This is a genomic window from Streptomyces cyaneochromogenes, from assembly GCF_003963535.1.
Lineage (GTDB): Bacteria > Actinomycetota > Actinomycetes > Streptomycetales > Streptomycetaceae > Streptomyces > Streptomyces shaanxiensis.
In genome coordinates, this window is record NZ_CP034539.1 from 5,232,476 (window position 1) to 5,258,271 (window position 25,796).

The 25,796-nt window shown below is 71.3% G+C and carries 22 protein-coding genes and 1 pseudogene; 10 read left to right on the forward strand and 13 right to left on the reverse strand.

From position 1 onward, the window contains the following. Positions 1 to 21: 21 nt before the first annotated feature. Positions 22 to 294, forward strand: a complete 273-nt coding sequence (locus EJ357_RS23740; RefSeq protein ID WP_228473142.1) for a hypothetical protein — start codon at positions 22 to 24, stop codon at positions 292 to 294. A 76-nt stretch (positions 295 to 370) separates the two neighbouring features. Here the strand turns inward: EJ357_RS23740 and EJ357_RS23745 are convergent, their stop codons facing one another. The 4 genes from EJ357_RS23745 to EJ357_RS23760 all read right to left on the reverse strand — a co-directional run bounded on the left by EJ357_RS23745 (position 371) and on the right by EJ357_RS23760 (position 5,384). Then, complete coding sequence (locus EJ357_RS23745; protein ID WP_048581363.1) at positions 371 to 736, reverse strand: PH domain-containing protein; 366 nt, start codon at positions 734 to 736, stop codon at positions 371 to 373. Positions 737 to 848: 112 nt separating this feature from the next. Beyond that, the gene (locus tag EJ357_RS23750; RefSeq protein ID WP_126393579.1) at positions 849 to 1,325 is read right to left on the reverse strand and encodes a hypothetical protein; all 477 of its coding nucleotides are present in this window, start codon (positions 1,323 to 1,325) and stop codon (positions 849 to 851) included. A 353-nt stretch (positions 1,326 to 1,678) separates the two neighbouring features. Further along, positions 1,679 to 3,388 (reverse strand): methionine--tRNA ligase, encoded by a 1,710-nt coding sequence (gene metG / locus EJ357_RS23755; protein WP_126393580.1) that lies wholly within the window; start codon positions 3,386 to 3,388, stop codon positions 1,679 to 1,681. 163 nt (positions 3,389 to 3,551) lie between these two features. After that, positions 3,552 to 5,384 carry a VWA domain-containing protein gene (locus EJ357_RS23760; RefSeq protein ID WP_126393581.1) on the reverse strand — a complete coding sequence of 611 codons (1,833 nt, stop codon included), beginning with the start codon at positions 5,382 to 5,384 and terminating at the stop codon, positions 3,552 to 3,554. A gap of 276 nt (positions 5,385 to 5,660) precedes the next feature. On the opposite strand from EJ357_RS23760, the gene EJ357_RS23765 reads away from it, so the two are divergent. Next, a complete protein-coding gene (locus EJ357_RS23765; protein WP_126393582.1) occupies positions 5,661 to 7,745 on the forward strand; it encodes a PhoX family protein in 2,085 nt (694 codons plus the stop codon). A gap of 17 nt (positions 7,746 to 7,762) precedes the next feature. Here EJ357_RS23765 and EJ357_RS23770 read toward each other — a convergent pair whose 3' ends face one another. Continuing rightward, positions 7,763 to 8,707 (reverse strand): LysR family transcriptional regulator, encoded by a 945-nt coding sequence (locus EJ357_RS23770; RefSeq protein WP_126393583.1) that lies wholly within the window; start codon positions 8,705 to 8,707, stop codon positions 7,763 to 7,765. A gap of 184 nt (positions 8,708 to 8,891) precedes the next feature. Between EJ357_RS23770 and snpA the strand changes: the two genes are divergently transcribed. After that, complete coding sequence (gene snpA / locus EJ357_RS23775) at positions 8,892 to 9,551, forward strand: snapalysin (RefSeq protein WP_407698524.1); 660 nt, start codon at positions 8,892 to 8,894, stop codon at positions 9,549 to 9,551. A 103-nt stretch (positions 9,552 to 9,654) separates the two neighbouring features. On the opposite strand, the gene EJ357_RS23780 is transcribed toward snpA, so the two are convergent. Together EJ357_RS23780 and EJ357_RS23785 are read right to left on the reverse strand one after the other, a co-directional pair. After that, complete coding sequence (locus EJ357_RS23780) at positions 9,655 to 11,610, reverse strand: FUSC family protein (RefSeq protein WP_126393585.1); 1,956 nt, start codon at positions 11,608 to 11,610, stop codon at positions 9,655 to 9,657. 29 nt (positions 11,611 to 11,639) lie between these two features. Next, positions 11,640 to 12,587 carry an endonuclease/exonuclease/phosphatase family protein gene (locus EJ357_RS23785; protein WP_228473143.1) on the reverse strand — a complete coding sequence of 316 codons (948 nt, stop codon included), beginning with the start codon at positions 12,585 to 12,587 and terminating at the stop codon, positions 11,640 to 11,642. Between the two features lie 147 nt (positions 12,588 to 12,734). Here EJ357_RS23785 and EJ357_RS23790 point away from each other — a divergent pair, with 147 nt between their 5' ends. After that, positions 12,735 to 12,920: a hypothetical protein gene (locus EJ357_RS23790; RefSeq protein ID WP_126393587.1), complete on the forward strand. Its 186-nt coding sequence runs from the start codon at positions 12,735 to 12,737 to the stop codon at positions 12,918 to 12,920. A 26-nt stretch (positions 12,921 to 12,946) separates the two neighbouring features. On the opposite strand, the gene EJ357_RS23795 is transcribed toward EJ357_RS23790, so the two are convergent. Continuing rightward, positions 12,947 to 13,762, reverse strand: a complete 816-nt coding sequence (locus EJ357_RS23795; RefSeq protein WP_126393588.1) for an alpha/beta fold hydrolase — start codon at positions 13,760 to 13,762, stop codon at positions 12,947 to 12,949. A 77-nt stretch (positions 13,763 to 13,839) separates the two neighbouring features. Here EJ357_RS23795 and EJ357_RS23800 point away from each other — a divergent pair, with 77 nt between their 5' ends. After that, the gene (locus EJ357_RS23800; RefSeq protein WP_126393589.1) at positions 13,840 to 15,159 is read left to right on the forward strand and encodes an aminotransferase-like domain-containing protein; all 1,320 of its coding nucleotides are present in this window, start codon (positions 13,840 to 13,842) and stop codon (positions 15,157 to 15,159) included. Here the strand turns inward: EJ357_RS23800 and EJ357_RS23805 are convergent. Further along, positions 15,074 to 15,994 carry a hypothetical protein gene (locus EJ357_RS23805; protein WP_126393590.1) on the reverse strand — a complete coding sequence of 307 codons (921 nt, stop codon included), beginning with the start codon at positions 15,992 to 15,994 and terminating at the stop codon, positions 15,074 to 15,076. The two genes, EJ357_RS23800 and EJ357_RS23805, sit on opposite strands and share 86 nt — an antisense overlap. A 163-nt stretch (positions 15,995 to 16,157) precedes the next feature. On the opposite strand from EJ357_RS23805, the gene EJ357_RS23810 reads away from it, so the two are divergent. Next, positions 16,158 to 16,610, forward strand: coding sequence for an SH3 domain-containing protein (locus EJ357_RS23810; RefSeq protein ID WP_126393591.1), 453 nt, complete (start codon positions 16,158 to 16,160; stop codon positions 16,608 to 16,610). Positions 16,611 to 16,718: 108 nt separating this feature from the next. Here EJ357_RS23810 and EJ357_RS23815 read toward each other — a convergent pair whose 3' ends face one another. After that, entirely contained in the window at positions 16,719 to 17,177 is a 459-nt protein-coding gene (locus EJ357_RS23815) for a hypothetical protein (RefSeq protein ID WP_228473144.1), read from the reverse strand. 157 nt (positions 17,178 to 17,334) lie between these two features. Here EJ357_RS23815 and EJ357_RS23820 point away from each other — a divergent pair, with 157 nt between their 5' ends. Continuing rightward, positions 17,335 to 18,573 (forward strand): PP2C family protein-serine/threonine phosphatase, encoded by a 1,239-nt coding sequence (locus tag EJ357_RS23820; RefSeq protein ID WP_126393592.1) that lies wholly within the window; start codon positions 17,335 to 17,337, stop codon positions 18,571 to 18,573. 2,019 nt (positions 18,574 to 20,592) lie between these two features. Beyond that, a pseudogene (locus EJ357_RS23830) lies at positions 20,593 to 21,018 on the forward strand (hypothetical protein); the annotation flags it as partial. Between the two features lie 12 nt (positions 21,019 to 21,030). On the opposite strand, the gene EJ357_RS23835 reads toward EJ357_RS23830, so the two are convergent. The 3 genes from EJ357_RS23835 to EJ357_RS23845 form a co-directional block, all read right to left on the reverse strand. Beyond that, a complete protein-coding gene (locus EJ357_RS23835) occupies positions 21,031 to 23,031 on the reverse strand; it encodes an Ig-like domain-containing protein (RefSeq protein WP_126393593.1) in 2,001 nt (666 codons plus the stop codon). A gap of 226 nt (positions 23,032 to 23,257) precedes the next feature. After that, positions 23,258 to 24,037 carry an NPP1 family protein gene (locus EJ357_RS23840; protein ID WP_126393594.1) on the reverse strand — a complete coding sequence of 260 codons (780 nt, stop codon included), beginning with the start codon at positions 24,035 to 24,037 and terminating at the stop codon, positions 23,258 to 23,260. Positions 24,038 to 24,186: 149 nt separating this feature from the next. Next, on the reverse strand, positions 24,187 to 24,660 hold the full coding sequence (locus EJ357_RS23845) for an ATP-binding protein (RefSeq protein ID WP_126393595.1): 474 nt from the start codon (positions 24,658 to 24,660) through the stop codon (positions 24,187 to 24,189). 86 nt (positions 24,661 to 24,746) lie between these two features. Here EJ357_RS23845 and EJ357_RS23850 point away from each other — a divergent pair, with 86 nt between their 5' ends. Both EJ357_RS23850 and EJ357_RS23855 read left to right on the forward strand, forming a co-directional pair. Continuing rightward, entirely contained in the window at positions 24,747 to 25,595 is an 849-nt protein-coding gene (locus EJ357_RS23850) for a helix-turn-helix domain-containing protein (protein ID WP_126393596.1), read from the forward strand. Further along, positions 25,555 to 25,749: a DUF397 domain-containing protein gene (locus EJ357_RS23855; protein WP_126393597.1), complete on the forward strand. Its 195-nt coding sequence runs from the start codon at positions 25,555 to 25,557 to the stop codon at positions 25,747 to 25,749. Before EJ357_RS23850 ends, EJ357_RS23855 begins: the two co-directional genes overlap by 41 nt. Positions 25,750 to 25,796: the final 47 nt, after the last annotated feature.

Below are 25,796 nucleotides of genomic sequence, written 5' to 3' on the forward strand. Positions count from 1 at the left end.
GGTCGCGGGAGGAAAACCGCAATGATCGCTCTGTCCAACCGGACGATCCGCTTCCTTTCTGACAAGGAGATGGTCGCCATGCGGCGCACCGCCACCGTCCTGCTCGCAGCCCTCGCCCTCGCCGGCGCCATGGCCCCGGCCGCCCACGCCGTTCCGGACCCGGTCGGGACCCTCACGTGTCTCGCCGAGACCCCGGCCGGCGTGGCGGGGCTCGCCGACCCCGCCGCGCTCCTCGACCCGGCCGGCCTGCTGGACCCGGCCGGCGCCCCGGGCGTCAGCTGCCTGGCCCCCTGAGCAGGAGGTCCGCTCGTAGAACGACGTGTGCGGCCGCCCTCCCCGACAGGAGGGCGGCCGCACACGTGTGAACGGGCTACTTCGCCACGAACTGCGTCAGGATCGCCTGCACCTCGTAGATGTCGACGCCCTTGGTGAACGTCTTCTGTATCGGCGTCGCCGAACCCGAGAGCCAGATCTTCAGCTCGGCGTCCAGATCGAAGGTGCCGGCCGTCTCCACCGCGAAGTGCGTGATGCTGCGGTAGGGGATGGAGTGGTACTCCACCTTCTTGCCGGTGATGCCCTGCTTGTCGACCAGGATCAGACGGCGGTCGGTGAACAGGATGGTGTCGCGTATCAGCAGGTACGCGGCGTGCACCTGCTCACCGTGGCCCAGCAGGCGCGCGTAGTCCTGCTGTGCCTGCCCCTGGTCGATGGTGTGCGCGTTTCCGAACAGTGCCATGAATGGATCCCCCCACTTGATGGCGTCTCGCTGGCTTGCGTGATCTTCGCCATGTATAGCGCCTCGGGGGTGTCCGGGCATAGGGGGGTAAACGATCAGGTGTCGTGAACGGTCAGGTGTCGTACGTACCGTCCCAGGGTGCCCCGAACCCCAGGTGGTCGGGGTAGAGCTCGGCCCAGGGCTCGCCCTCGTCCACTCCCGTCAGCAGACCGAACAGCACGCTGTCCACGGTGAGTTGGAAGGGGCGTATCGCGATGTCCGTGTACGTACGCCGGGGGAGGCTGCGCAGCATCGTCGCGAGGTGGGCGCGGGCGCGGGCGAGGACGGACTCCGGGCCGTGCGGGGCGCGCTGCTGCTCGGCCCAGGTGCCGGCGCACCAGATCTCCGAGTCGCGGTACCTGCCGTCGGCGTCGAAGGTGTGCAGGACCGAGTAGAGGCGTTTGTGGTCCTCCCAGCCGGCCTCGAGCTCGAACCCCTTGGGGAAGGCGTACGTGACGGACCCTATGAACTGCCCGTCCGCGTAATGACCGATCGCCTCGGTACGGCCGTGCGGCTCGTAGGCGATCGGGATGACCTCTGGGACTGCCATGGCGGAAACCTTACGGTCGTCGCGGGGGGCATGGTGGGGGTGGGGGGTTATCCGTGCCAAGCGGATGGGCAACATCCGCGTGATGTCCCCAACTTGAGCACTGATCGGCCAAAAGATTCACCTGCTTCTGGCGATGAAGCCCCAGCGCCTGTGCCCTCTGTCAGCTCTTCGTCGGGGCCGTGACGGTGGCGCGGGCGCGGTGGTACGCCCACATCCCGTTCCCGCTGGTCTACGCCGCCCCGGTGGTCGGCGCGCCGGCGCTCGCGTACGCGAGTGACCGGCATAAGCGAACGGGCCCGGAAACCAGCCGGTGAGGCGGGTTCCGGGCCCGTTCGCCCTGTCTCGTTTCGTGCCTACTCGCCGCCGAAGCGCTCCTTGTACGTCTCCAGGTCCTCGTCCGTGAGCTTGGCGAAGAGGACCGGCGGGACGGTGAAGGGGGTGCCGACGGGGACGGCGGTCAGGGACTTCGCCTCGTCCGTGCCGACCCAGGTCGCGGTGTCGTCCTTCAGGGCGAAGGCCTGGCGCATGGCTGCCGAGGTCGCCGGGATGAACGGTTCCGAGACCACCGCGTAGAGGTGGATCAGGTTCATCGCGGTGCGCAGGGTGAGGGCGGCGCCGTCCTTGTCGGTCTTGATCTCCAGCCAGGGGGCCTTCTCCTCCAGGTAGGAGTTGCCGGCCGACCACAGGGCGCGCAGGGCCGCCGACGCCTTGCGGAACTGGAGGGTCTCCATGTGGTTCTCGTACTCGGCGAGCAGTTCGGCGATCTGCTCGCCCAGCTTCGCCTCCGCCTCGCCGGGCTCGCCGCCCGCCGGGACCTCCTCGCCGAAGCGCTTCTTGGAGAAGGACAGGACGCGGTTGACGAAGTTGCCGAGCGTGTCGGCGAGGTCCTTGTTCACCGTCGCCGTGAAGTGCTCCCAGGTGAAGGACGCGTCGTCCGACTCGGGGGCGTTGGCGATCAGGAAGTAGCGCCAGTAGTCGGCGGGGAGGATCTCCAGGGCCTGGTCGGTGAAGACGCCGCGCTTCTGGGAGGTGGAGAACTTGCCGCCGTAGTACGTCAGCCAGTTGAAGGCCTTGACGAAGTCGACCTTCTTCCAGGGCTCGCGGATGCCGAGTTCCGTGGCCGGGAACATCACCGTGTGGAACGGGACGTTGTCCTTCGCCATGAACTGCGTGTAGCGCACGTCGGTGTCGACGTCGTACCACCACGACTTCCAGTCGCGGTTCTCCGGGTCCAGGTCGGCCCACTCCTTGGTCGCGCCGAGGTACTCGATCGGGGCGTCGAACCAGACGTAGAAGACCTTGCCCTCGGCCGCCAGCTCCGGCCAGGTGTCCGCCGGGACCGGGACGCCCCAGTCCAGGTCACGGGTGATCGCGCGGTCGTGCAGGCCCTCGGTCAGCCACTTGTGGGCGATCGAGGAGGCCAGGTGCGGCCAGACGCCGTCGTGCCGGGCGACCCACTCCATGACCTCGCTCTGCAGCTTGGACTGCAGGAGGAAGAGGTGCTTGGTCTCGCGGACCTCCAGGTCCGTGGAGCCCGAGATCGCGGAGCGCGGGTTGATGAGGTCCGTCGGGTCCAGGACGCGGGTGCAGTTCTCGCACTGGTCGCCGCGGGCCTTGTCGTAGCCGCAGTGGGGGCAGGTGCCCTCGACGTAGCGGTCCGGGAGGAAGCGGCCGTCGGTGGGGCTGTACACCTGGCGGATGGCGCGCTCTTCGATGAAGCCGTTCTCGTGCAGCTTGCGGGCGAAGTGCTGGGTGATCTCGACGTTCTGGGAGCTGGAGCTGCGGCCGAAGTAGTCGAAGGCCAGCGCGAAGCCGTCGTAGACCGCCTTCTGGGCGTCGTGCGCCTGCGCGCAGAAGTCCGCCACGGGGATGCCCTGCTCCTTCGCGGCCAGCTCGGCCGGGGTGCCGTGCTCGTCCGTGGCGCAGATGTAGAGGACGTCGTGGCCGCGCTGGCGGAGGTACCGGGAGTACACGTCCGCCGGGAGCATGGACCCCACCATGTTGCCCAGGTGCTTGATTCCGTTGATGTACGGAAGGGCGCTGGTGATGAGGTGTCGAGCCATCGGGGGATGCTCCCAGGTCGGTTCTGCTGCTGGTTTTGCGAACCTTGAAATCGTAGCCGACATGGGTGGGCCGCCCGCTTCCCGTTTTGAGGGGTGGGAAGGGGCGGCCGGGGTGGGCTACCGGGGCGGCCCGGGGGTGGTCCGGGGTGACCCGGGGGCGGAGCTACGGGCGCCAGTTCGCCAGGATGCCCTCGTAGACCTGCTGGTCGGTCAGCTCCAGGGGGGTCTCGCCGGCCAGGAAGTGGGCCGTGTTGTCCGTCTTGAGCTTGCGGAGGTAGTCGAAGGCCTTCTGCTCGGGGTCGCCGAAGGCGACGAAGGAGAAGAACACGGAGGGGTGGTTCTTCGCGGCCTCGGTGAGGGCGTGGGTGGCGGGGGTCTTGGCGTCGGGGGCGCCGTCGGTCTGGAAGATCACCAGGGCGGGGGTGTCGGGGGCGGTCTTGTGGTGGTGGGTGACCACCTCGTCGACGGCTACGTGGTAGCTGGTGCGGCCCATGCGGCCGAGGGCGGCGTGGAGCTCGTCGATCTTGGTCTCGTGGTCGGTGAGGGTGAGTTCGCCGGTGCCGTCGAGCTCGGTGGAGAAGAAGACGACGTGGACCGTGGCCTCGGGGTCGAGGTGGGCGGCGAGGGCGAGGGTCTGGTCGCCGAGGGCCTGGGCGGAGCCGTCCTTGTAGTACGGGCGCATGCTCGCGGAGCGGTCGAGGACGAGGTAGACCTTGGCGTGGGTGCCGGTGAGGTCGTGCTTCTTGAGGGCGGTGGCGGCTGCGCGGTGGGCTGTGCGGAGGGTTCGGGGGATCTTGGGGGCGGTGTCGACTGCCTCGGGCTCGGCGGTGGCCTCGGCCTCGGCTTCGCCTTCGGCCTCCGGGTTCCCACCCGCACCACCCGTGCTGCTTTCGTCGTCGGCTGCGAGTGGCCCCTGAGGGGCGTCCTCGCCGTCGGCGGCCGCGGGGGTGTCTGTGGCAGGGGTGGCCTCGGCTTCGCCTTCGGCCTCCGGGTTCCCACCCGCATCACCCGTGCTGCTTTCGTCGTCGGCTGCGAGTGGCCCCTGAGGGGCGTCCTCGCCGTCGGCGGCCGCGGGGGAGTCTGTGGCAGGGGTGGCCTCGGCTTCGCCTTCGGCCTCCGGGTTCCCACCCGCACCACCCGTGCTGCTTTCGTCGTCGGCTGCCAGTGGCCCCTGAGGGGCGTCCTCGCCGTCGGCGGCCGCGGGCTCGTCGTGCGTCTCGGCGGCCGGTTCGGGGGTGATCTCGACGACCGGCTCCGGCTCGGGTGCCGCTTCCTCGGCCGCGGCAACCGGGGCCGGCTCATCGACGACCGGCTCGGTCTCGGGCTCTGCGGCGACCGGGGTCTCCGCGACCGGCTCGGTGGCAGCCGGTTCCTCGGCAGCCGGCTCCTCTACGACCGGCTCCTCGGCCACCGGCGCCTCGGCGACGGTCTCCTCGGCGACCGGGGTCTCGGCAGATGCCTCCTCGGCAACAGGAGTCTCCTCGGCAACCGGAGTCTCCTCGGCCACCGCCGTCTCAGCCGCAGCCTCCTCAGCCACCGAAATCTCCGCGACGGCCTCCTCAGCAACCGCCGTCTCGGCAGCCGCCTCCTCAGCCACGGCCGTCTCAGCCGCAGCCTCCCCAGAAACCGCCCCCTCCGGCGCAGCCTCCCCCTCCGTCACCGTCTCCACCGGCTTCGCCGGCTTCGGCACCGTGACGTTGTTGAAGGCGGCCGAGACCAGCTCGTGCTCGTCCTTCGACGTTTCCTCCGCCGGGTCCGCTGCCGCCTCTGCCGTTTTCGGCGTCTCCGGCGTCTCCGGCGTCTCCGGTCCCTCCGGTGCGGTCGGCTCCGCGACGCGCGGTTCCGGTACCTGGGCGGTAGCCGTCGGCTGGGGTTCGGGGGACGGGGAGGGGACCGCCGGCTGCGGTTCCGGCGAAGGAGTCGCACCCTCTGCTTCGGCGGTACGCCCCTTGCGGGACCGGCCGAACGCGTTCCGCAGGAGAGTGAGAATGCCCATGTGCGCAACCCTTCGCGTGAGTTGATGCCCGTAGATCCCTGGCCAGGACGGACACGTAAGGTTAGCGGCCCCGGATGGCGATCTTGGGGAGGGGCTGACACAAGGGGTCCAGGTACGTCAAGGGCTGCATCGAGCCGAGTCGGGTCGCGGGCCCAACTGCCGTACATCCACCTCTGGTTCACCCTCCGTTCACCCGGTCGCCCCGCTCCCGCACAAACGTGCCCCTACCGTCCCCCACGCTGCACTCAAGGGGAAGCAAGGGGAGAACGAAACGCCATGCGCATACCGTTGCCGATCATCAGAACGAACAGTGACTCGCACCCCGGTGGGCGATCTGCCCTGACTTGCCGGTTCCGGTGTGGTGACGCCTGTTTCCACGAGGTGCCCAACACCAGCACGAACCCGTACGTCGGTGACGTCATCGCCGAGGCCGTCAGCCGCCGCACGACGCTGCGCGCCGCCGCCGTCGTCACCGCGGCCGCCGCCGTGGGCGGTGCCGTCACCGTCGCCGCGCCGCAGGCCGACGCCGCCGAAGCCGCCGCCGGGGCGGCCACGACCGACCGGACCGGCACCTTCGGCCACGGTGCGCGCGGTCTGCGCTTCAGCCCCGTCGCGCCCAACACCGCCGACACCGTGACCATCCCGGACGGCTACGCGCAGAACATCGTCATCCGCTGGGGCGAGCCCATCCTGCGTGGCGCCCCCGCCTTCGACCCGGACAAGCAGACCGCCGCCGCCCAGGCCGGTCAGTTCGGGTACAACTGTGACTTCCTGTCGCTGCTGCCGCTTCCCGGCGAGCGGGGCCGGCAGCTCCTCGTCGCCAACCACGAGTACACCGACGAGGTGCTCATGTTCCGCGGCTACGACGCCGCCAACCCGACCCGCGAGCAGGCCGAGATCGCCTGGGCGGCCCACGGTCTGTCCGTCGTCGTGGTGGAGGGGGACCGGGGGACCGGGAAGCTGACTGTCGTGCCCCGGCACTCGCTCAACCGGCGCGTCACCGCCACCTCCGAGTTCAAGGTCACCGGCCCTGCCGCCGGCTCCGACCTGCTGAAGACCTCCGCCGACCCGACCGGCAGGAAGGTGCTGGGCACCCTCAACAACTGCTCGGGCGGTACGACCCCCTGGGGCACCACGTTGCACGGCGAGGAGAACTTCAACCAGTACTTCGCCAACGGCACCCGCGCGACGGACAAGCGCTACGGCCTGCCGGCCACCGGCTCCGAGCGCAAGTGGGAGCTCTTCGACAAGCGCTTCGACGTCGCCCAGGAGCCCAACGAGCCGCACCGCTTCGGCTACGTCGTCGAGCTCGACCCGTACGACCCCACGTCCAAGCCGCGCAAGCACACGCTGCTCGGCCGCGTGAAGCACGAGGGTGCGACCGTGCGGCTGACCGACGACGGGCGGCCCGTCGTCTACACCGGTGACGACGAGCGCTTCGACTACTTCTACAAGTTCGTCGGCGCCAAGCGGATGATGAAGGGCACCAGCCGGGCCGTCCGTGAGCACAATCTCTCGCTGCTCGACGAGGGGACGCTGTACGTCGCCAAGCTCACCGGCGACTCCCCGGCCATCGAGATCGACGGCACCGGCAAGCTCCCGAGCGACGGTGAGTTCGACGGCAGCGGCGAGTGGATTCCGCTGGTCACCGCCACCGCCAAGGGTGCCGTCTCGCACGTGGACGGGATGACCGCCGAGGAGGTCTGCGTCTTCACGCGGCTCGCCGGTGACAAGGTCGGCGCCACGAAGATGGACCGCCCCGAGGACATCGAGCCCAACCCGCACACCGGCAAGGTCTACGTCGCCCTCACCAACAACTCCCGCCGCGGCACCACCGGCAACGCGCCCGTCGACGAGGCCAACCCCCGCATCGGCAACAAGCACGGCCAGGTCCTGGAGCTGACCGAGCGCTGGAACCGGGCCGACAGCAAGAAGTTCGCCTGGAGCCTGTTCCTCGTGGCCGGTGACCCGAACGACCCGGCGACCTACTTCGCGGGCTTCCCGAAGGACCAGGTCAGCCCGATCTCCTGCCCGGACAACGTCGCCTTCGACCCGTACGGCAACCTGTGGATCTCCACCGACGGCAACCAGCTCGGCTCGCACGACGGCCTCTTCGGTGTCGCCACGCGCGGCGAGCGGCGCGGTGAGCTGAAGCAGTTCCTGACGGTGCCGAAGGGCGCCGAGACCTGCGGCCCGATCGTCCAGGACCGCCGTGTCCTCGTCGCCGTGCAGCACCCGGGCGAGATCGACGGCGCGACCGCCGAGAAGCCGCTGAGCGCCTGGCCCGACGGTGAGGGCAAGATCAACCGTCCGGCCGTCGTGGCGGTCTGGCGCAAGGACGGCTGCAACATCGGCGTCTGAGCCACCACAGACACCGGTTACGGGAGTGCTGGGACCGGCGGTTGCCGCTCACCGTCGCGTTCCAGCCACTCCCGGTAGGCCGGCGCCTGCCGTGCCGCCTCCCAGTACGCCTCCTCCAGGGCGGGATAGACACCGTCCAGGTCCGTCTCCGTACGGGCCGCGAGGAGCAGGCGCACGCCGAGGGGGTCGCCGTGCAGGCGCCGTACCGCCATCGTGGGGCTGTCGGCGTGGGTCGGCTGGCAGATGGCCACCACCTCGCCGGTGGCGACCAGGGCGTCCGCCGTGTAGTAGTCGCCATGCAGGACATGGGGGTTGACGCCGGCCGCGCGGAACATCCGCTGCACGGCGTCCCACTCGCCGTCGACCGTCGGGTCGACCATCCAGCGGTCCTCGGCCAGGTCGGGGAGGGTGACCTCCGACTTCGCCGTGGCCGGGTGGTCGGTGGGCAGGGACACGAACTGCGGTTCGCGTTCCATCAGCACGCGCAGGCGCAGCTCCGGCGGGAAGCGCAGCGGGCAGCCCTCCACCTCGTGCACGAAGGCCACGTCCAGCTGGCCGTCGGCGACCATGCGCAGCAGGGCGTTCGGGGAGACGTTCATATGGAGGGTCGGGTCCTGGCCGTGGCCGCGCAGCCGGCGCAGCCAGCCCGCCAGGGCCTTGCTGGCCGTCGAGCCGACGCGCAGCTCCGGACCGCCCGTCGCGGCCGCCCGCGCCTCGGCGACCAGGGCACGCATATCGGCCACCAGCGGACGGGCCCGGCTGAGGACGAGGCGGCCCAGCGGAGTGGGGCGGCAGCCGGATCTCGCGCGCAGGAACAGGGCGCCGCCGAGCTCCTGCTCGATCCGCCGCAGTTGCGTGCTCAACGATGGCTGAGCGACGCCCAGTTGGCGGGCGGCCCGGTGCAGACTGCCGGTGTCGGCTATGGCGCACAGCGCGCGGAGGTGTCTGACCTCAAGGTCCATGCCCTCGGAGACTAAAGCGGAATCAAGGCTTTCACCAGCCGTACAAATCCCCCTGGATGACCGTCAATTGGGCCCCCGATAGGGCCGTGCTATCACCGATTGCCATCATCACAGCCGTCCCACAGGCGCCGACACTCGCCTTGACGACTCACCCCCCACCTAGGAGTCATCAATGCGCATGTCCATGTCCCTGTCCGCACGTACGACCCGTACGGCGGCGGCGGTCGGTCTCAGTGTCGCGGTACTCGGCTTGGGTACGGCCGTTCCGGCGACGGCGGCGACGGCACCCGTGCACGCCGGCTACGTCGCCAAGTCGGCCGAGTCCGACGCCGGTCGGGCGTTCTTCGAGGCGGTCCTGAAGTCCGTCGCCGAGAAGCGCGCCGAGAACCCGAGCGCCGCGGCCGTCACGGTCGTCTACGACGCCTCCGACGCGCCCACGTTCAGCGCCCAGATAGCCCGCAGCACCGAGATATGGAACGGCTCGGTGTCCAACGTCCAGCTCCAGGAGGGCTCGAACGCCGACTTCACCTACCGCGAGGGCAACGACTCGCGCGGCTCGTACGCCTCGACGGACGGGCACGGCAACGGATACATCTTCCTCGACTACCAGCAGAACCAGGAGTACGACTCGACTCGCGTCACCGCGCACGAGACGGGGCATGTTCTCGGGCTGCCGGACCACTACGAGGGGCCCTGCAGTGAGCTGATGTCGGGTGGCGGGCCCGGTACGTCCTGCACGAACTCGGTCCCGGACGCGAATGAGCGGGCCAAGGTCGAGCAGCTGTGGGCCAACGGGTTCGCCGCGGCCATGGACAAGGCCCTGCACAAGGCCGCCCGCCGGTAACGCCAGGAACGCCAGTAACGCCGAGATCCCAGACCCACCCCCCACATGGCGCGGTCGCCCTCCTGCACGGGGCGGCCGCGCCGGTCTTCAGGTCGGCTGCCGATCAGCTTTCTTCATGAGGTGACGTGATGGCGCGTGCCGCTGCCACCTCCTGGCGCAGGGGCTCCAGGACGCTGTCCGCCGGGCCCGTCAGGTCCGTGCGGACCGCGTACGGCGTTTCGGCCTCTCTTACGCCCGTCGCCAGCTCCCGTAGCTGGACGGCGACTTGGGTTGCCTCGCTCTCCGAGGGCGGCGTCGCCCCGTGTTTCACCCGTACCCGTGCCGCCGTCGTCGCGTCCACGATGCGTTCCACCGCCACCACCAGGGGCCACCAGGCCGCCGCCCGGCGTCCGGTCGGTGGGGGTTCGGTCAGGGCGCGTTGGAACTCCGTGCGGATGGCGGAGAGGTTGCGGTAGAGGCGGCGGCGCATGCGGGCGCGGGCCGGTGGGTCGACGGGGTGCGGACCGAAGGCGCCCTCCACGTAGCGTGCCGTGTCGTCCACCGCGTCCGCGAGCCGGTCGCCGACGCGGGTGTGCCAGCTCTCCGGCCACAGCAGGTAACCGGCGACGAGGGCGATCGCGCAGCCGAGGAGGGAGTCGACCAGGCGGGGCAGCAGCAGTGCGGTGCCCTCGCGGTTCAGGACGTCCGACAGGAGCAGGATCACCGGGGTGATGGCGGCCGTCTGGTAGCCGTACCCGCGGGGCGTGAACGCCGGGATCAGCGGCGCGAGCAGTATCAGTGTCGGTACGTCCGCCCAGCCGCGCGGCACCTGGGCCAGCACCGCCGCCGCGATGACCAGCCCGGCGACCGTGCCCGCCGCCCGCAGCAGGGCCCGGGAGAACACGGAGCCGAAGTCGGGCTTGAGGACGAAGGTGATGGTCAGGGCGACCCAGTAGGAGCGGGGGACGGGGATGAGGGACACCAGGGCCTGGGCCAGTCCGATGCACAGGGCCAGGCGCAGGCCGTAGCGCCAGGACGCGGCGGAGAGCGTCACGTCGCGCAGTGCGCGGGCGGTGCGGATGCTCAGGGCGGCCGGTCGGCCGAGGCGGTCGTCGATGCCGCGAGGGTCCACGTCGGGGGTGGCGACGACCTCGGCGGTGTGGCGCAGGGCGTGGTCGACGGCGCGGGCGGCCTCGGTGGTGGGGGCCGGCAGCTCCAGGCCTGTCGGGCCCGTGCAGCCGGTTTCGACGGCTGAGGCGAGGTGCCGTACGGACTGGGGGATCTCGGGCGGGAGGGGGGTGCCGCTGAGGTGGGCGGCGGGGGCGGCCTCGACCACCGGGGTGATGGCGTTCAACTGGGCCAGCAGCCGGGTGAGTTCGGGGCTGCGGCCGTGGTGGCGGGCGCGGTGGGCGAGGACGGTGTCGTACGCCTGGTTCAGGGACTGGGTCACGGCGTGCCGGGCGTCGTCGTACGCCTGGGTGCTGCCGACGGCGCAGGCCGCGAGCAGATCGGCGACCGCCCGGTAGGTGTCCGCGACCGCGCTCCGCTCCGGCACTCCCATCCGCAGCGGCCAGGCGAGCAGTCCGAGGAGGAGGACGAGCAGGCCGCCGCCGGACATCAGCAGCGGCGCGTGCCACCACTCGCCCGGCATCGGCAGGCCCGCCCCGACCACGCAGGTCAGCAGCAGCAACAGCCCCGACACGGAGGCGACCGCGCCGATCGTCGAGATCATCCCGGAGACCAGCGCGACGCCGGTGACGGCGGCGACGGCGACCCAGCCGTGGCCGTACACGAGGGCACCGAGGGTGATGCCGACGGCGCTGAAGAGCTGGGGGACGGCGATGGTGGGGATACGGATGCGGTACGCCGCGGCGGTGTCGCTGATGACGCCGTTGAGGGCGCCCATCGCGGCGAGGGCGCCGTACTCGGGCCGGCCGGTGGCGAGGCCGATGGCCAGGGGCAGGGGGATCGCGATCGCGGCGCGGATCACGGCCGGCCGGTTGACGGGGGCCGGCTGGGCCCGGAGGTTCCGCACCAGCCAGTCGGGGGGTGTGAGGCCGATGGGGAACTCGCGGGGCATGCGGCCCATTATGAGCACCCTCGTTCAGCTCATCGGCGCTGGTGAAGCGTGATGTCGGTGAGAAGCGCGCGGTGGTCGGTGCCGGGCAGGTCGAGGAAGCGGGCCCTGCGGACGGAGAAGTCCGCGGAGAGGAGGACGTGGTCGATCTGTACGCCGAAGACGGGCGTGGTGCGCGCGGGCCAGCTGGGGGTGCGGTCGTGGCCGGTGAGGCGGCTGGCGCTGCGCAGGCCGGTGTCCAGGATGCGGCGGAAGGCGGCGTGGTCCTGGGAGGCGTTGAAGTCGCCGGCGAGGATCAGGGGCGTACGGCTGTCACCGGTGCTCCCGGTGTTCTCGGCGGCGAAGTCGCGCAGCCTGCCCAGTTCCTCGCGCCACGCGTCGGTCCGGCCCGGCATCGGCGGCATGGGATGCGCGAGCTGCAGCCGTACGGCGTGGCCGCGCACGTCGGCGACGGCGCCGGGCATGGCCATGGTGCCGGGGACACCCTCGGCGGCGGTGAGCGGGAAGCGGCTGAGGACGACCGAGCCCGCCGAGCCGGCGGCCACCTGGGCCGCCCGGTACGGATAGTCGGTGCCGAGGGCCCGCTTGAGCGTGTCCTCGCAGGTGTACTCGCACTCCTGGACGAACACGAGGTCCGGCCTCTCGCGGCGGACGGCGTCGACCAGGGCGTCGGTCGCCTGCCCGAACTCGACGTTCGAGGTCAGCACCCGGAAGGAGACGAGCGGCGGCCCGCCCGGCTCACCGGTCTTCCCGTACGGCTCGATGTACCACGCCAGCAGCCCGAGCAGGGCCACGGCCCAGACGACGCCGGGCCACCAGCGGGAGAACAGCGCGAGCAGCAGCCCGACCCCGGTGGGCACGAGCAGCCACGGCAGGAAGGCGAGGAACTGCGGGACGGGGGTGACGCAGTCGGCGTCGGCGACGCGACAGCCGACGACCGCGCTGACGCCGAGGAACAGCAAGACAGCCGCAGTCTCCAAGAGCCGGCCTTCCGCTCGCGGGTGGGATGCCCGAATCCTCCCTCAAAGACGGGGGTCGTGGGGTGCAGGTTGCGTGGGCGGGAGGGGTCCCGGGGGTGCGTGCCGATGATGGGGCGCCGGTCACCGAGTGGGACAAGGAGATCCGAGATGACACCTGTGCAGGTCAACTGGCTGACTCTGCTGCTCGCGCCGATCGCCGTCGTCGGGCTGGTGGTCGCCCTCGGCGCCAAGCTTTCGTCGTCCAGGAGGGGCGAGCCGATGCCCGGATGGGCCAATGCCGTTCAGGGTGCGGCGATCGCGGTCGTGCTGCTCGTGGCCATCCTGAACTGGTAGTGAGCGGTTCGTGGGCGGAGTACGGATCACCCGTCGACCCGGGCCAGAAACGCCCCCAGCGCCTCGTTGAACTCCCCCGGCCGCTCCAGGTTCGGCATGTGCGCGGCCCCGTCGATCACCCGCAGGGCCGAGTCCGGGAGCGCCGCGTGCATCGCCTGCGCGTCGGCGACGGGGGTGTAGGCGTCGTCCGCGCCCACGACGACCAGGGCGGGGACCGTGACGCGGGTCAGCAGGGTGCGGTAGTCGGGGCGTTCGGCGCGGCCGCGCAGGGCCGCCGCGGCGCCCTCGGGCGGCGTCGCCGTCATCATGCGGTGGACGTGGGCCTTGACCTCGGCGTCCGCGTACGGCGCGACCATCTTCTCCAGCACCTCGTCGGCGTATCCGCGCATGCCCTCGCGCAGCAGCCGGTCCGCCATGGCGTTCCGCGTCCGCCTGCCCTGAGCCGTCTCCGCGGCCGGGAAGGTGTCCGCGAGGACCAGGCCCCGGATGCGGCCGGGGAAACGGTCGTAGCACTCCATGACGATCTGGCCGCCCATCGACAGGCCCGCCAGCACGAAGGTCTCCACCTCCAGGTGGTCCAGCAGGGCCTCGATGTCCCGGGCGAAGTCGGAGAGGAGCGTGATGCCGGGGACGACCGGGGAGGCGCCGTAGCCGCGCAGGTCGGGGGCGATCACCCGGCGGGCGGCGGAGAACGTCTCGATCTGCGGGGCCCACATCGTGCGGTCGAAGGGGTGGCCGTGGACGAGGACGAGGGGAGTCGATGATGCGTCGGCGCCTTTGTCCTCGTATGCGATGGATACGAGGGATGCACGGGATACGCGGGATGCGGGGGAAGGGGTCATGTGAAGGACCCTAGATCGGCCCAACTCCTCGGTGCAATAAGATCTTTGCCCTCGGTGCAATGTCAGGGGGAGAGCACGTGAACGACTATCGGCGCCTCGCCGACCGGATAGCCGACGACATCACCGCCGGACGGCTCAAGCCCGGCGAACGGCTGCCGCCGCAGCGGGTGTTCGCGCGGCGGCGCGGGATCGCCGGGTCGACGGCGGGGCGGGTGTACGCGGAACTCGTACGGCGCGGGCTGGTCGTCGGCGAGGTCGGCCGCGGCACGTTCGTACGGGCCGCTCCGGCGGCGTCCGGGCGGGCGCTCGTCGAGGCGGCGACCGCGGCGCCGGTGAACCTGGAGCTCAACTACCCCTCCGTGCCGGGCGAGGCGGAGCTCCTCGCGGCGACCTTCGGCCCGCTGCTGCGCCCCGACGTGCTGGCCGAGGCCCTGCGCCCGGCCGCCGCCACCGGCACGCCCGCGGCCCGGGAGGCGGCGGCCGCGCTCCTCGCCACCCCCGGCTGGCGCCCCGCCCCCGACCGGGTCCTGTTCACCGGCAGCGGCCGTCAGTCCATCGCCGCCACGCTCGCCTCCCTCGTCCGGCCCGGCGGCCGGGTCGGAGCCGAGGCGCTGACGTACCCCATGGTCAAGGAGATCGCCGCCCGGCTCGGCATCACCCTGGTGCCGCTGGCCACGGACGAGGAGGGACCGCGCCCGGAGTCCGTGGCCGCCGCCCACCGCGCGGCCCCGCTGGCCGCGCTCTACCTCCAGCCGACCCTGCACAACCCGACCTCGGTGACGACGAGCCCCGAACGCCGACACCAACTCGCCCGCACCGCAGTCGACTTGAACATCCCCGTCGTCGAGGACCGCATCTGGTCCTTCCTCACGGACGACGACCCCTTCGCCGCCCACGCGCCCGGACTCACCCATGTCGTCGACAGCCTCTCCAAGCGCGTCGCGCCCGGACTCACCGTCGGCTTCGCCGTCGTGCCCGAGACACGGGTCGAGGCGGTGGCGGCGGCCGTGCGCTCCGGTGGGTGGAGTGCGGGGCGGTTCGCGGTGGAGGCGGCCGTGCGGTGGATCGGGGACGGGACGGTGCGGCGGCTGGTCGCGGCGAAGCGGGCGGACGCGGCGCACCGGCAGCGGATCGTCGGCGAGGAACTGCGCGGGTTCGCCGTACGGTCCGATCCGCGCACCTGTTTCGCCTGGTGGGAGCTGCCGGCACCGTGGCGCGCGGACACCTTCACGGCCGCCGCGGCCGCGCACGGCATCGCCGTCACCCCCGGCCCCGCCTTCGCCGTCGACCCGAACCGCACCCCGGACGCGGTCAGACTCGGGCTCGCGTCGGCCCCGGAGCCGGATCTGCGGCGGGCGCTGCGGACCCTCGCCGGCGTTGCGCGAGCAGTTCGATGAGCCGGCACAGGAGGGCCGCCGTCAGGCCGAGGGCGATCAGCAGCCAGGACACCGTGCGCAGGGTCTGCGTCAGGGCGTCGTAGACCGCGCCGGCGGCCGGGCGGTGGGCCGCCTCGGGCAGGTCGGCCAGCGTGAGCCGGCGGCCGATCGCCACCGCGAGCAGCAGGAACGCGCCGCCGAGGGCCGCGCCCAGCGCGGTCGCCGTGAGGGCGCGGCGGCGGCAGGCGGCGACGGCGATGCCGGTCGTGGCGAGGACTGCGGCCGAGACGGGCAGCCAGAAACCGGCGACTTCGAGCACGTCGTACCCCTTCCTGAGCCGGTCCAGCTCGTGCGCCGGGAGCACCGGGACCTCGGTGTGCTCGACCGGGATGTTCTGCGCCAACGGCACGTTGTCCTCGGCGAGTTGGCGTTTGACCTGGGCGGCGACCGGGGCGAGGTCGACGGTGACGGTGCCCTCGCTCCCGTCCTGAAGGGCACTCAGCACGGAGCCGTGCAGCGCCCTGTTGCCCGCGTCCCACGCCGTGCGGAAGGCGTCGGTCCGGGTGAAGGAGCGCACCGCGTCGTACACGAAGGGGCGTACGGTGCCGCGCTCGTCGCGGATGCCGAGGTCGTGGTCGAGCCGGGGGGCCATCTCGTGCATGATCCCGGCCCCGACGGTGTCCGCGACCGCGCCCTGCACCGCCGGATCCCCGGCGAGCGGCGCCATCGTGGTGACGTAGTGCCCCGTGTCCGCGAGCCCGTACGTCACCCAGGCCGCCAGCGCGCCGAACGGCACGAGGAGGCACGACAGGGCGATCAGCGCTGCCGACAGGGCGTTCCGCAGACGGGTGAGCACGTTCTCAGGCAAGGCGCGCGGGGGTCGGGGCGCCAGCGGGCTGCCTGCATACGGCCGCACGATTCCGCTCTCCCGTGGCTCAGCGATGCCTCCGCGGTGGCTCTCCGGTGGAGCGTTCACCCGAACGGGTGTCTCATGGATCAGGGGAGCAAGGAGGCGGATCATGCGCACCAGCCCGACCCTGCGGATCATGGCCGCGGCTCTGCTCACCGGTGGCACTCTCGCGGTCGCGGCGGCGGGGACCCCGGCGGTGGCCGTAGACGATCACGACCGGCTGGTCAGGGGCACGGTCGTCTCCCACACCGATCTCAAGGTCAGGGAGGCGCCCACGACCCGGTCGGCCGTCGTCGACCGGCTCGCACCGGGCAGCGAGGTCCGCATCGAGTGCAAGGTGCGCGGTGAGCACATCGACGGCAATCCGTTCTGGTACTGGCTGGTGGACTCCCGTGGCTGGTCGAGCGCCGCCTTCGTGGACACCGGCGGACGCCACGTACCGGACTGCGCCGACCCCGTCCCCGAGTGGAAGGACGGCTCCTGGAGCAACTGGGACCCCTCCTGGAGCGTGTCGGCCTCCGGTTCGTGGAGCTGGAACGTGAGCGTGACCGTGGGTGGATGAACGTGACCGTGGGTGGATGAAGGGGAACGGATCGGCCCCGGCGCCAGTGGTGCCGGGGCCGATCCGTGCGCCCGTGAGTCCTCCGTCAGTCGGCCTTCCGGCCTTCCGTCAGCGGATGCGGTGGCCCTCGGCGTCCTCGTGCGTGTAGTAGCGGTAGAACAGCACGGCGAACCAGACCGCGCCGACCACAAGCCCCATCAGCACGGACCTGACGATGCTCTTGTCGGTCAGGCTGTACAGGAACCCGAAGGCGCCACCGGTGAAGGAGGCCCACAGGATCGCGTGCAGTTCGCGCCTCATGTGGGGCGCGAGGGCGCGAATGCCGACGTAGAGCACCATGAACGCGAACGCCGTGACGAAGCCGAAGAGCAGGTTCCAGCCGGTGATCTCGCCGCCGGAGCGCTGGTTCGCCGCGGCCCAGTAGCCGTAGACCAGCCCGAGGACGACGGGCACGGCCACGCTCGCGATGCGGTGCGTCCGCTCGCTGAACACGTCGGGCAGACCGCCTGCGCCGGCCGTCACCGCCCTTGGCGCCCCTGCGCCGGACGCGGGTGCCGCATGAGCCATGAGAGCACTCCTCTCTCTCGTCGCCCCCGCAATCAAGGGCACACCTGAGGGGGCTGCGTGGCAAGTCGGCGGGGCGGTCGTTTCAGCCCGCCCGGCGGCCACGGGAACCCCGGGTACCCGGATGCGGCAAGCCGGACGCCGTGTTTCGCTGAGGCGCATGAGGGCCGTCAGCGACGGCGGGGCCAGCCCGCTGGGCCGCCCACGCCGGCCGCAGCTGCTGCGCGTGCGCGGCCGGAGTGTCGCCTGGGTGCCGCCGCTGCTGCTGCTCGTCGGCATCGTGCTGGTCGACTTCCGCACCAGCAGCGACTTCCGGATCCTGTCCTGGATCGTGCTGGTGCCCGGTATCGCCGCCGCGATCTGCGGGGTGTGGGGGACGGCCGTGTACGCGGTGCTCGCGCCCGCCACCTACATCGTCGCGGACGCCGCCCTGCCGCACGAGTACCAGGCCGGCCTGCCCGACCTCGTCCTCGCCGGCATCGGCGGCGTCCTCGCCACGCTGGCCTGCGTGGTCCGGGTACGCGGCGAGCAGCGCATGCTGCACATGCAGGACGTCGCCGAGACCATCCGCCGCACCGTGCTGCGCCCGCTGCCCCCCGGCTGGGGCGGCCTCGACCACGCGGCCGTGTATCTCTCCGCCGACAGCGAGGCCAGGGTCGGCGGCGACTTCTACGACATCCAGATCGGCCTGCACGGCACCCGCGTCATCCTCGGCGACGTCCAGGGCAAGGGGCTCGGCGCGGTGGAGGCGGCGGCCGCGCTGCTCGGCACGTTCCGTGAGGCCGCGTACCACGAGGCGGATCTGAGGGCGGTCGCCGTGTGCCTGGAACTGCGTATGCAGCGGCACATCCGGCTGCGCACGGAGCTCGGCAGGGAGGAGGGCGACCGGTTCGCCACCGCCGTGCTGCTCGGCTTCCCCGAGGAGCGGCCGGGCGCGGTGGAGGCGGTCGTTCTCGGCCACGACGCCCCGCTGGTGGTCGGCCCCGACGGCGTACGGCCCCTGCCGCCCGACCACGGCCTCCCCCTCGGCTACGCCGAACTCGCCCCCGCCGACGGCCCGGCGCCCGTCCTGCGCGTCTCCCTCGCCCCCGGCGAGACGCTGCTGCTGACCACGGACGGCGTGACCGAGGCCAGGGACGGCGACGGCGCGTTCTACCCGCTCACCGCCGAGGTCACCGAGGCCGTCGCCGCCGACCCGGCCCTCGCACGGCCCGCACGGCTGGTCGCCTTCGTCCGGGAGCGGACGCTGCGGCACTGCGACGGTCATCTGGCCGACGACACGACGGTGTTCGCGGTGCGCAGGAGAGCCGGTATGGGGAACGGCGTGGGGAATGGCGGGGGGAAGGGCGGGGGGAACGGCGGGGGGAATGGGGACGGAATCGGGCGTAAACAGTCCTGAGATCCCGCTTTGCAGCCGCAGCGGTTACGGTGCTGCCGTACGTGATCGACGGGGGATGGGGAGGGACCGATGCCCGGAACCGTGCTGCTGTTGGCCGCCGCACCGGCGGGCAAGGGCTGTCTGGTGGACGCCGCCTCCGTGCTCCCCGTCCTCGCCGCCGTCGCGCCCACGGTGCTGTCCGGGACGGACACGGCGAACGTGGTGGAACTCGCCGATCCCCTGGAGCCGCAGGCCGTCCTCACCCGCCTGCGGGCGGCCGCGGCCGCGCAGGCCCCGCTCACGGTCTTCGTCACCGGCCAGCTCCAACTGGACCGCCGCCAGCACCTTCCCCACCTGGCGCTGGCCCGCACGACCCCCGCGACGGTCCGCTACACCGGGTTCCCCTGGCAGTGGATCCGCGAGGAACTGCGCCTGCGCGCACCGGGTTCGACGTCCATCTTCCTCGACCTGCACGCCGACGCGGAGACCTGGGAGTGGCTGCGCGCCAACGCCCTTGACTCGGGCCGCAACACCACGGTCTACGGCCGCGTCGCCCCACCACCGAGCCGCCGCACGGTGGCCGTGCCGACGTACATGAAGGCCCTCGCCACCATCCTCCGCAGCGGCCACCGCCCACCCCTCGACCAACTCCACCAGCAGGTACTGACCCGCATCTCCCCCGAGGGCGGCGTCGGCACGGACATCGTGCTGACAGCACACGCCCCGGCACAGTTCCCCGCACGGGGCGCTGCGCAGGCGCCGGTGCAGGTTCAGATGCCGGTTCAGGTGCCTGTGCCGATGCCGGTATCGGGCCAGGCCCCGCGGCAGGCTCCCGTGCAGGTCCGGCCGCAGAGTCCCGCGGGCGGTCCGACACAGCTTCACCCTCAGCCACCCGCGGCGAGTTCGGCCGAGGTCCTGCCGTCGCCTGCGGGGGGCACGGTGCAGCTTCTGCCTCAGGGGTCCTCGGTGGGGGCGGGGCAGGTGTCGGCTCAGGCGGGGGTGCTGTCGCAGGGGCCGGCGGGCGGTGGCCCGGTGCGGGTTGGGCCTCAGTCGCCTGCGGCGGGTCCGGCGCAGGGTCAGTCTCAGTCGCCCGCGGCGAGTTCGGCCGAGGTCCTGCCGTCGCCTGCGGGGGGCACGGTGCAGCTTCTGCCTCAGGGGTCCTCGGTGGGGTCGGGGCAGGTGCCGCCCCAGACCGCCGCGCAGGCTCCGGCACAGGTGCAGCCGCAGCAACTCCCGCAGAGCCCCGGCCCGATGCCGGCGCTGAGCCCCGCGCAGAATCCTGCCCGCATCCCTGCGCCGATCCTGGGGCAGGAACCGGCGCAGGTTCTGCCGCAGGAGCCCCGGGAGAGCCCTGCCGGGGGCTCGGGGTCGGGCCCCGCTCAGGTCCTGGCGCACGACTCCGAGCTAGGTCCTGGGCAGCTTCCCGCGGAACTTGTGCCGCGATCCTCGAAGGGCCTCGTGCACACCCCTGGGCGCAACCCCGCGCAGTTCTCGGGGGAGGCTCCTGCACAGAATCCGCCGGAGTTCTCGGGGCAGGGTCTTGCTCAGGTCCTGGCGCACGACTCCGAGCAAAGTTCTGCGCAGTTCCCCGGGCAGCCTCCCGCGCAGGTCCTGTCGCAGAGCCTTCCGGAGATCCCTGCGGAGGTCTCGGGGCTGGGTTCCGCTCAAGTCCCGCCGCATTACCCCGCGCAGAGTCACACGCAACTCCCGGCTCAGCTCCCGGCGGGGTTTCTGCCGCGGGAAGCTGCGGAGAGCCCCGCGCAACCCCCCATGGGCAACCCTGCGTCGACTCTGCCGACTCCGACGACCCCTCTGAACGCTCCCCCGATGCCTGCGCACAGTCCCGCGCAAATGCGGGCACCGGGCTCAGTACCAGGCCCAACCCAGAGCCCGCAGCCCAGCCTGGCCCAGAGCCTCCCGCCAGGCCCCGCACAGCGAGCCGCCCAGCCCTCGACGCAGGCCCTCGTCCAACCGTCCACCCAGGCCTTCGACCAGCCCGTCGCCGGGCCTTCCGCCCCGCCCCCCTCCCAACCCCCCACCCCCAACGACCCCCACGCCGCCATCGCCACCGCCGTCGAGTCAGGTCGGCACGGTGAGGCCGAGGCGTTGGCCGCGCACTATGAGCAGGTTGCTCTGCGGGCCCATGGGCCGGCGTCCGAGGAGGCTCTGCACTGGATCGAGGTGCGGGCCGATCTGGCGATGCTGGTGGGGGATCCGGTGCGCAGTTGCCGTACCTGGCTGACCGTCGCCTCGGCGCGGCTCTCCGCGGGGCAGGCCGCGGACACGCCCGCGGTGGAGGCCGCGGTGGACCGGGCCCATCACCAGTGGGGGCAGATCAAGGACGCTGCCCCCGCGCGCGAGCTCGGCCCCGTGCTCGCGGAGCTACGGGGCCGAGTGCCGGGACGGCGGCAGGGCGCTCTGGAGAACGTCCTCCAGCAGCTGCAGCAGTTGCAGACACAGAGCTGAGCCGCCGCCGCGTCACCTGGTGAAGGTGAAGTACTTCCAACCGCCGTACGTCGTCGCGTTGACGTTGTCGCCCGACGCCGTGTCGATGTAGGAGGAGCGGATCCGGAAGCGGACGCCGGTGGGCGGGTTGTCCTCCAGGAGGACGGAGTCCTTGCCGTAGCTGTCCAGGCCGAAGTACTCGCTCCCCGTCGTGTGCCAGGCCCCGCTGTAGTACTGCTCGATCTGGAACTGGTACTTGCGGCCCGGGTACATCGTCATCGTCGTGTCGTAGATCGGGTCCTTGGACTGGCGGAAGTAGTAGTACTTCGCGTTCCAGGCCGTGGCCGTCTTGTAGTAGCCGCTCAGCGAGGTCGAGATCGCCACCTTGGTGTACACGGTGTTGATCGTCGTCTTCGCCGCGTACCGCGTGTCACCCGTGAACTTCGCGCTGACCTTGGTGTCCCGGGTCAGGCGCACGCTCGCGGCGAGGTTGCCGTTCGCATCGACCGTCGCCTTCTTCACCAGCGCGTTCGGCTTGTCCGAGCCGTACGGGTCCGCCCAGATCTCAACCGTGCGGTTCTTGTACGTCGTGCCGAGATGCGCCGTGAAGGTGACGGTGCTGCCGTAGCCGTACACCTTGAGGTTGTTGTTCAGCGTCAGCGTGGTCGCCGTCTTCGCGACGGTCACCGAGCGGGAGGCCGTGGCGCCCGCGTGGTCCGCGTCGCCCGCGTAGGTAGCCGTGTACGTCACCTTGCCGCCGGCCGGCGGGGTGTCGGTGAAGGAGTACGAGCCGTCCGCGGCGACGGTCGCGGTGCCGAGGGCCTTGCCGCTCGGGGACTCGTCGTCGGTGCGGGTGACGGAGACCGTGGTGCCGGCCGGGAACGGCAACGACGAGGTCAGTGAGCCGGTCACCGTCAGCGGCTTGGCTCGGGGTGCCGTGGCGGGGGCGTTCGCCGTGAGGGTGGTGGCCGTCTTCGTCGGGGCGTCGAAGATACGCAGCGAGTAGGCGTCGTTGTTGTTCTTCGACACCGCGAACAGCTTGCTCTCGTCCGGCGCCCAGGCCAGGCCCCGGGCGGCGAGGGTGTCGGAGCCGCTGTCGGTGCCGGTGTTGGGGAAGTCGTACTGCTTCACCGGCGTCGACACGCCCTGCTTGAAGACGTGTACGTCCGGGTCGTACCAGGAGTCGGTGCCCGCCGCGACGTCGCCGTTCGGGGCGATGTCCACCGCGTTCGGGTAGGTGTTGGTGACGTACTTGCCGTCCGAGGACAGGTCGGAGAGCTTGTAGACCGCCTGGTAGTACGGGGCGCCGCTGGCCGTGATCACGTCCTTGCCGTCCGGCGTCACCGCGAGGTCGGCGAGGTTGCCGCCGCCCGTGTTGCCCGGGTCGAAGGCGTACGCCGTCTGGCTCGCCGTGCCCGACGAGACGTCATACACGGCGAGTGACGCCGGGCTCTGGCCCACCGCGCCCGCGACCAGCGTGCCCGGCGCGCCCGCCGAGGCGTCCAGGATCGGGGCCTCGTAGAAGAGGCGGCCGGTGTTCTGGTCCAGGGCGACGGCCGGGTCGGTGCCGGTCGGGTCGAGCGAGCCGATGTTGCCGCCGCCCCCGGAGCCGTAGCTGAACCAGAGCTTGCCGCCGGTGAGGGCCACGTACTTGGGGCCGGCCGTGCCCGTCGAGAAGCGGTGGGCCTCCGCCGCGGTGGCCGTGTCGATGGCGACGACCGCGGCGGCCCCCGCCACGGCCGCGTACAGGGTGCCCGAGTCGGGCGACAGCTCCAGGCCGCGCACGCCGGGCAGGGAGCCGACGGTGCCGACGAGCTTGCCCGCGTAGTCGGTGACGACGACCTGGCCGGCGGTCGGGTCGCTGATGAAGACCCGCTGGTGGAGCCCGTCGACCACGATGTCGCCGGTCGACTTCAGGGACAGGGGAGCGGTGGAGTCGGCGGCCGCCGACCCGGCGCCGGTCGCGACCAGCGCGACCGAGCTGAAGAGGACCGCGAGCGCCGTCGCGGTAGCCGGAAGAGTGCGTCTGCGCACGGTTGTTTCGAACCCCCCGGAACGAAAAAGACGTGAGGGCGGACGCGGCAGGAGCCAAGGGCTGGCAAAGGGCTGGGCACGCGTACCGCCGTGAGTGATCGAAGGCTAGGTCATGGCGCTGACAGCCGGGTGAAGCGGGGTGTAAGAGACGGGTGAGAGCGAGAGGAAGCCCCCGGCGGGACAGGGGGGTGTCCCCGCCGGGGGCTGCTCGGTGCCGGTCCGTGCGTCAGAACCAGGGGACCTCGTCGGGCTTGGCCTTGTTGATGTTGCTGACGAGGTTGTTGGTCAGCGGGAAGTTGGCCCTGCCCCACTGGGAGTTCCACAGGGCGTCGCGCGGCGCCTGGGGCATCTGCTCCATCGTGACCAGGGCCGGGGTGTCCCAGTGGTTGCCCGGGCCCCAGGCCTCCGTGTCCTCGCCCCACCCGGCGAAGCGGAAGGCGTGCGTGCTCGCGCCGTCCTTGTGGTAGACGATCTTGACGTGGTTGCCGTCCATCGGCACCTCGTTGATCGGGTGGGTGCTGAAGCCGCCGTGCCGGGAGGCGGCCAGGTAACGGGGGCGCTCCTCACCCTGCTTCTGGAAGACCACGACGCACTCCCAGTCGTGGCGGTGCCCGAAGGCGTCGGCGCCGTTGAGCGTCTGGTCCTTCTCGAAGTAGAGCGCGTACACGTAGGCGCACCAGCCGTTTCTGCACAGGGACTGCGAGTACGTGTTGGCTCTGCCGAGGTGGTCGGTCCGGCAGCCGCCGGTGATCGAGCCGCTGGGGTTGAGGCCACCGTTGAGGTGTCCGCTCGCGTCCACCGCTGCCGCGGGGAAGCAGCCGTCGGTGTCGTAGTCGAAGAGCGGCATGTACTTGTTCTGGAACGTGCTCGCGTTCCACGGCAGCGGGTTCAGGACCTCGGCGCTCGCGCTGCCCGTAAGACCGACGATCAGGGCGGCGGCGCTGCCCAGGACGAGGGCGGCCTTGGCGAGGCGGGACCGTCGGCGGGGCTTGGCTGTCTGAGACATGTGGGGTGCTCCAGTGGTTCGCTTGGCTCGTTCTGCCGGGATTCCGGCGGGACGAGACCGAGACTGGAGTGCGGGGAGTTGATTGGCGGCATGTCCTGAACAGGGCGATCAATCGTCCTGGGTGTTTCGGCGGGATGTTCCTTGTGGCGTCAACACCCGTTCCTCTCCCGCCGTTCGCCGTTCACCTCAGGTTGCGCCGCGGCCTTGCCGTCGCACTCGAACCAGACGGTCTTGCCGGGCCGGTCGGCCAGGGGAACCCACCCCCACCGGTCCGTCACGGCCTCGACGATCCCCACTCCGCGCCCGCCCTCGGCGAGTTCGTCCACAGCTGTGGACAGCGGCGGGCACGCGCTCGCGTCGGTGACCTCGACGCGCAGTCCCTGCCCCTCCGGCAACCGCAGGATCAGCACCGCGGCACGCCGGTCGGGACAGTGGCGAACGACGTTGGCGATCAGCTCCGTGAGCGCGAGGGACGCCGCGTCGTAGAGGTCGTCCATCTCCCAGGCGGCGAGATACCGGCGGAGGACGCGGCGCAGGTGCCGGGCGGAGTGCTCACCGAGGGCGAAGTCGGTGCCGTACCGGGCGCCAAGTCCTCCCTCGTGAGAGGCAGTTACGCGATTCATGTCATCAGAGTGGAGTCATGTGATTACGCTCGGCCACAGACCGAAATGAACGCCGCGCCGCGTTCTGACCTGGGGGTGACCGCCGCATGCCCAACATCCGCAAACTCGACCCCACCGCCTCGCCGCTGGACTACTTCGGCTCCGAGCTCCGCCGGTACCGGGAGTCGGCGGGGATGTCCCAGCAGGAGCTGGGCGACTGCATCTTCTGCACCGGCTCCCTGGTGGGCCAGATCGAGACCGCCCACAAGGTGCCGACCAGGGAGTTCGCGGAGCGGGCGGATGCGGCGCTGCTGACGGACGGGTGCTTTTCGAGGCTGGTGGGGTTGGTTCTGCGAAGCCAACTGCCGACGTGGTTTCAGCCGTTCGCCGACATGGAAGCGAAGGCGACGTACATCTCCACGTACCAGTGCCAACTGGTGTACGGGCTGTTGCAGACGGAGGAGTACGCCCGTGCCGTGCTGGCCACGGGGCGGCCGGACAAGCTCGACGAACTGCTCGCCGCCCGCATGGAACGCCAGCGCATCCTCAAGCGGGAGCACCCGCCCCTGACGTTGGTGGTGCTCGACGAGGCGGTGCTGCACCGCCCGATCGGGGGCCCGGAGGTCATGCGGAAGCAACTCCAGCACCTGTTGGGTCTCCAGGACGAGCGCTGGATCCAGCTCCAGGTGCTGCCTTTCCGGGTGGGTGAACACGTGAGTCTGGCGGGGTCGTTCACTCTCCTCCGCTTTGACGACGACCCGGACGTCGTCTACACCGAAGACCTGATTTCGGGCCACATGACGGCCAACGCGGACACCATTCGCGAGGCCGCCCTTCGTTACGCTGGCTTGCAGGGAGCCGCCCTCTCCGAGGAGGATTCGGCGGAACTGATCAAGGGCGTACTGGAGGAGCGTTATGGACAGCACACCGGAACTGGTCAACGTCCCGTGGCGTAAGTCCAGTTACAGCGGCAACACCGGCGGCGAATGCGTCGAGGTCGCCCCCCTCACCCCCCACATCGCCGTCCGCGACTCAAAGAACCCCGAGGTCGGCACCCTCACCCTCTCACCGGAGGCGTACGTCGCCTTCGTGGGCCACGTCGGGCGCTGACGAGCGCGAGGCCCCCACGGGGATCACGCCGTGGGGGCCCGGTGCCG

Coding starts and splice junctions, on each gene's coding strand:
- EJ357_RS23770 (WP_126393583.1), bottom strand. CDS start 8,707: ATGGACCTTGAGGTCAGACACCTCCGCGCGCTGTGCGCCATAGCCGAC.
- EJ357_RS23840 (WP_126393594.1), bottom strand. CDS start 24,037: ATGTCTCAGACAGCCAAGCCCCGCCGACGGTCCCGCCTCGCCAAGGCC.
- EJ357_RS23820 (WP_126393592.1), top strand. CDS start 17,335: ATGAGGGCCGTCAGCGACGGCGGGGCCAGCCCGCTGGGCCGCCCACGC.
- snpA (WP_407698524.1), top strand. CDS start 8,892: ATGTCCCTGTCCGCACGTACGACCCGTACGGCGGCGGCGGTCGGTCTC.
- EJ357_RS23740 (WP_228473142.1), top strand. CDS start 22: ATGATCGCTCTGTCCAACCGGACGATCCGCTTCCTTTCTGACAAGGAG.
- EJ357_RS23815 (WP_228473144.1), bottom strand. CDS start 17,177: ATGGCTCATGCGGCACCCGCGTCCGGCGCAGGGGCGCCAAGGGCGGTG.
- EJ357_RS23765 (WP_126393582.1), top strand. CDS start 5,661: ATGCGCATACCGTTGCCGATCATCAGAACGAACAGTGACTCGCACCCC.
- EJ357_RS23750 (WP_126393579.1), bottom strand. CDS start 1,325: ATGGCAGTCCCAGAGGTCATCCCGATCGCCTACGAGCCGCACGGCCGT.
- EJ357_RS23780 (WP_126393585.1), bottom strand. CDS start 11,610: ATGCCCCGCGAGTTCCCCATCGGCCTCACACCCCCCGACTGGCTGGTG.
- EJ357_RS23845 (WP_126393595.1), bottom strand. CDS start 24,660: ATGAATCGCGTAACTGCCTCTCACGAGGGAGGACTTGGCGCCCGGTAC.
- EJ357_RS23795 (WP_126393588.1), bottom strand. CDS start 13,762: ATGACCCCTTCCCCCGCATCCCGCGTATCCCGTGCATCCCTCGTATCC.
- EJ357_RS23790 (WP_126393587.1), top strand. CDS start 12,735: ATGACACCTGTGCAGGTCAACTGGCTGACTCTGCTGCTCGCGCCGATC.
- EJ357_RS23745 (WP_048581363.1), bottom strand. CDS start 736: ATGGCACTGTTCGGAAACGCGCACACCATCGACCAGGGGCAGGCACAG.
- EJ357_RS23810 (WP_126393591.1), top strand. CDS start 16,158: ATGCGCACCAGCCCGACCCTGCGGATCATGGCCGCGGCTCTGCTCACC.
- EJ357_RS23850 (WP_126393596.1), top strand. CDS start 24,747: ATGCCCAACATCCGCAAACTCGACCCCACCGCCTCGCCGCTGGACTAC.
- EJ357_RS23760 (WP_126393581.1), bottom strand. CDS start 5,384: ATGGGCATTCTCACTCTCCTGCGGAACGCGTTCGGCCGGTCCCGCAAG.
- EJ357_RS23855 (WP_126393597.1), top strand. CDS start 25,555: ATGGACAGCACACCGGAACTGGTCAACGTCCCGTGGCGTAAGTCCAGT.
- metG (WP_126393580.1), bottom strand. CDS start 3,388: ATGGCTCGACACCTCATCACCAGCGCCCTTCCGTACATCAACGGAATC.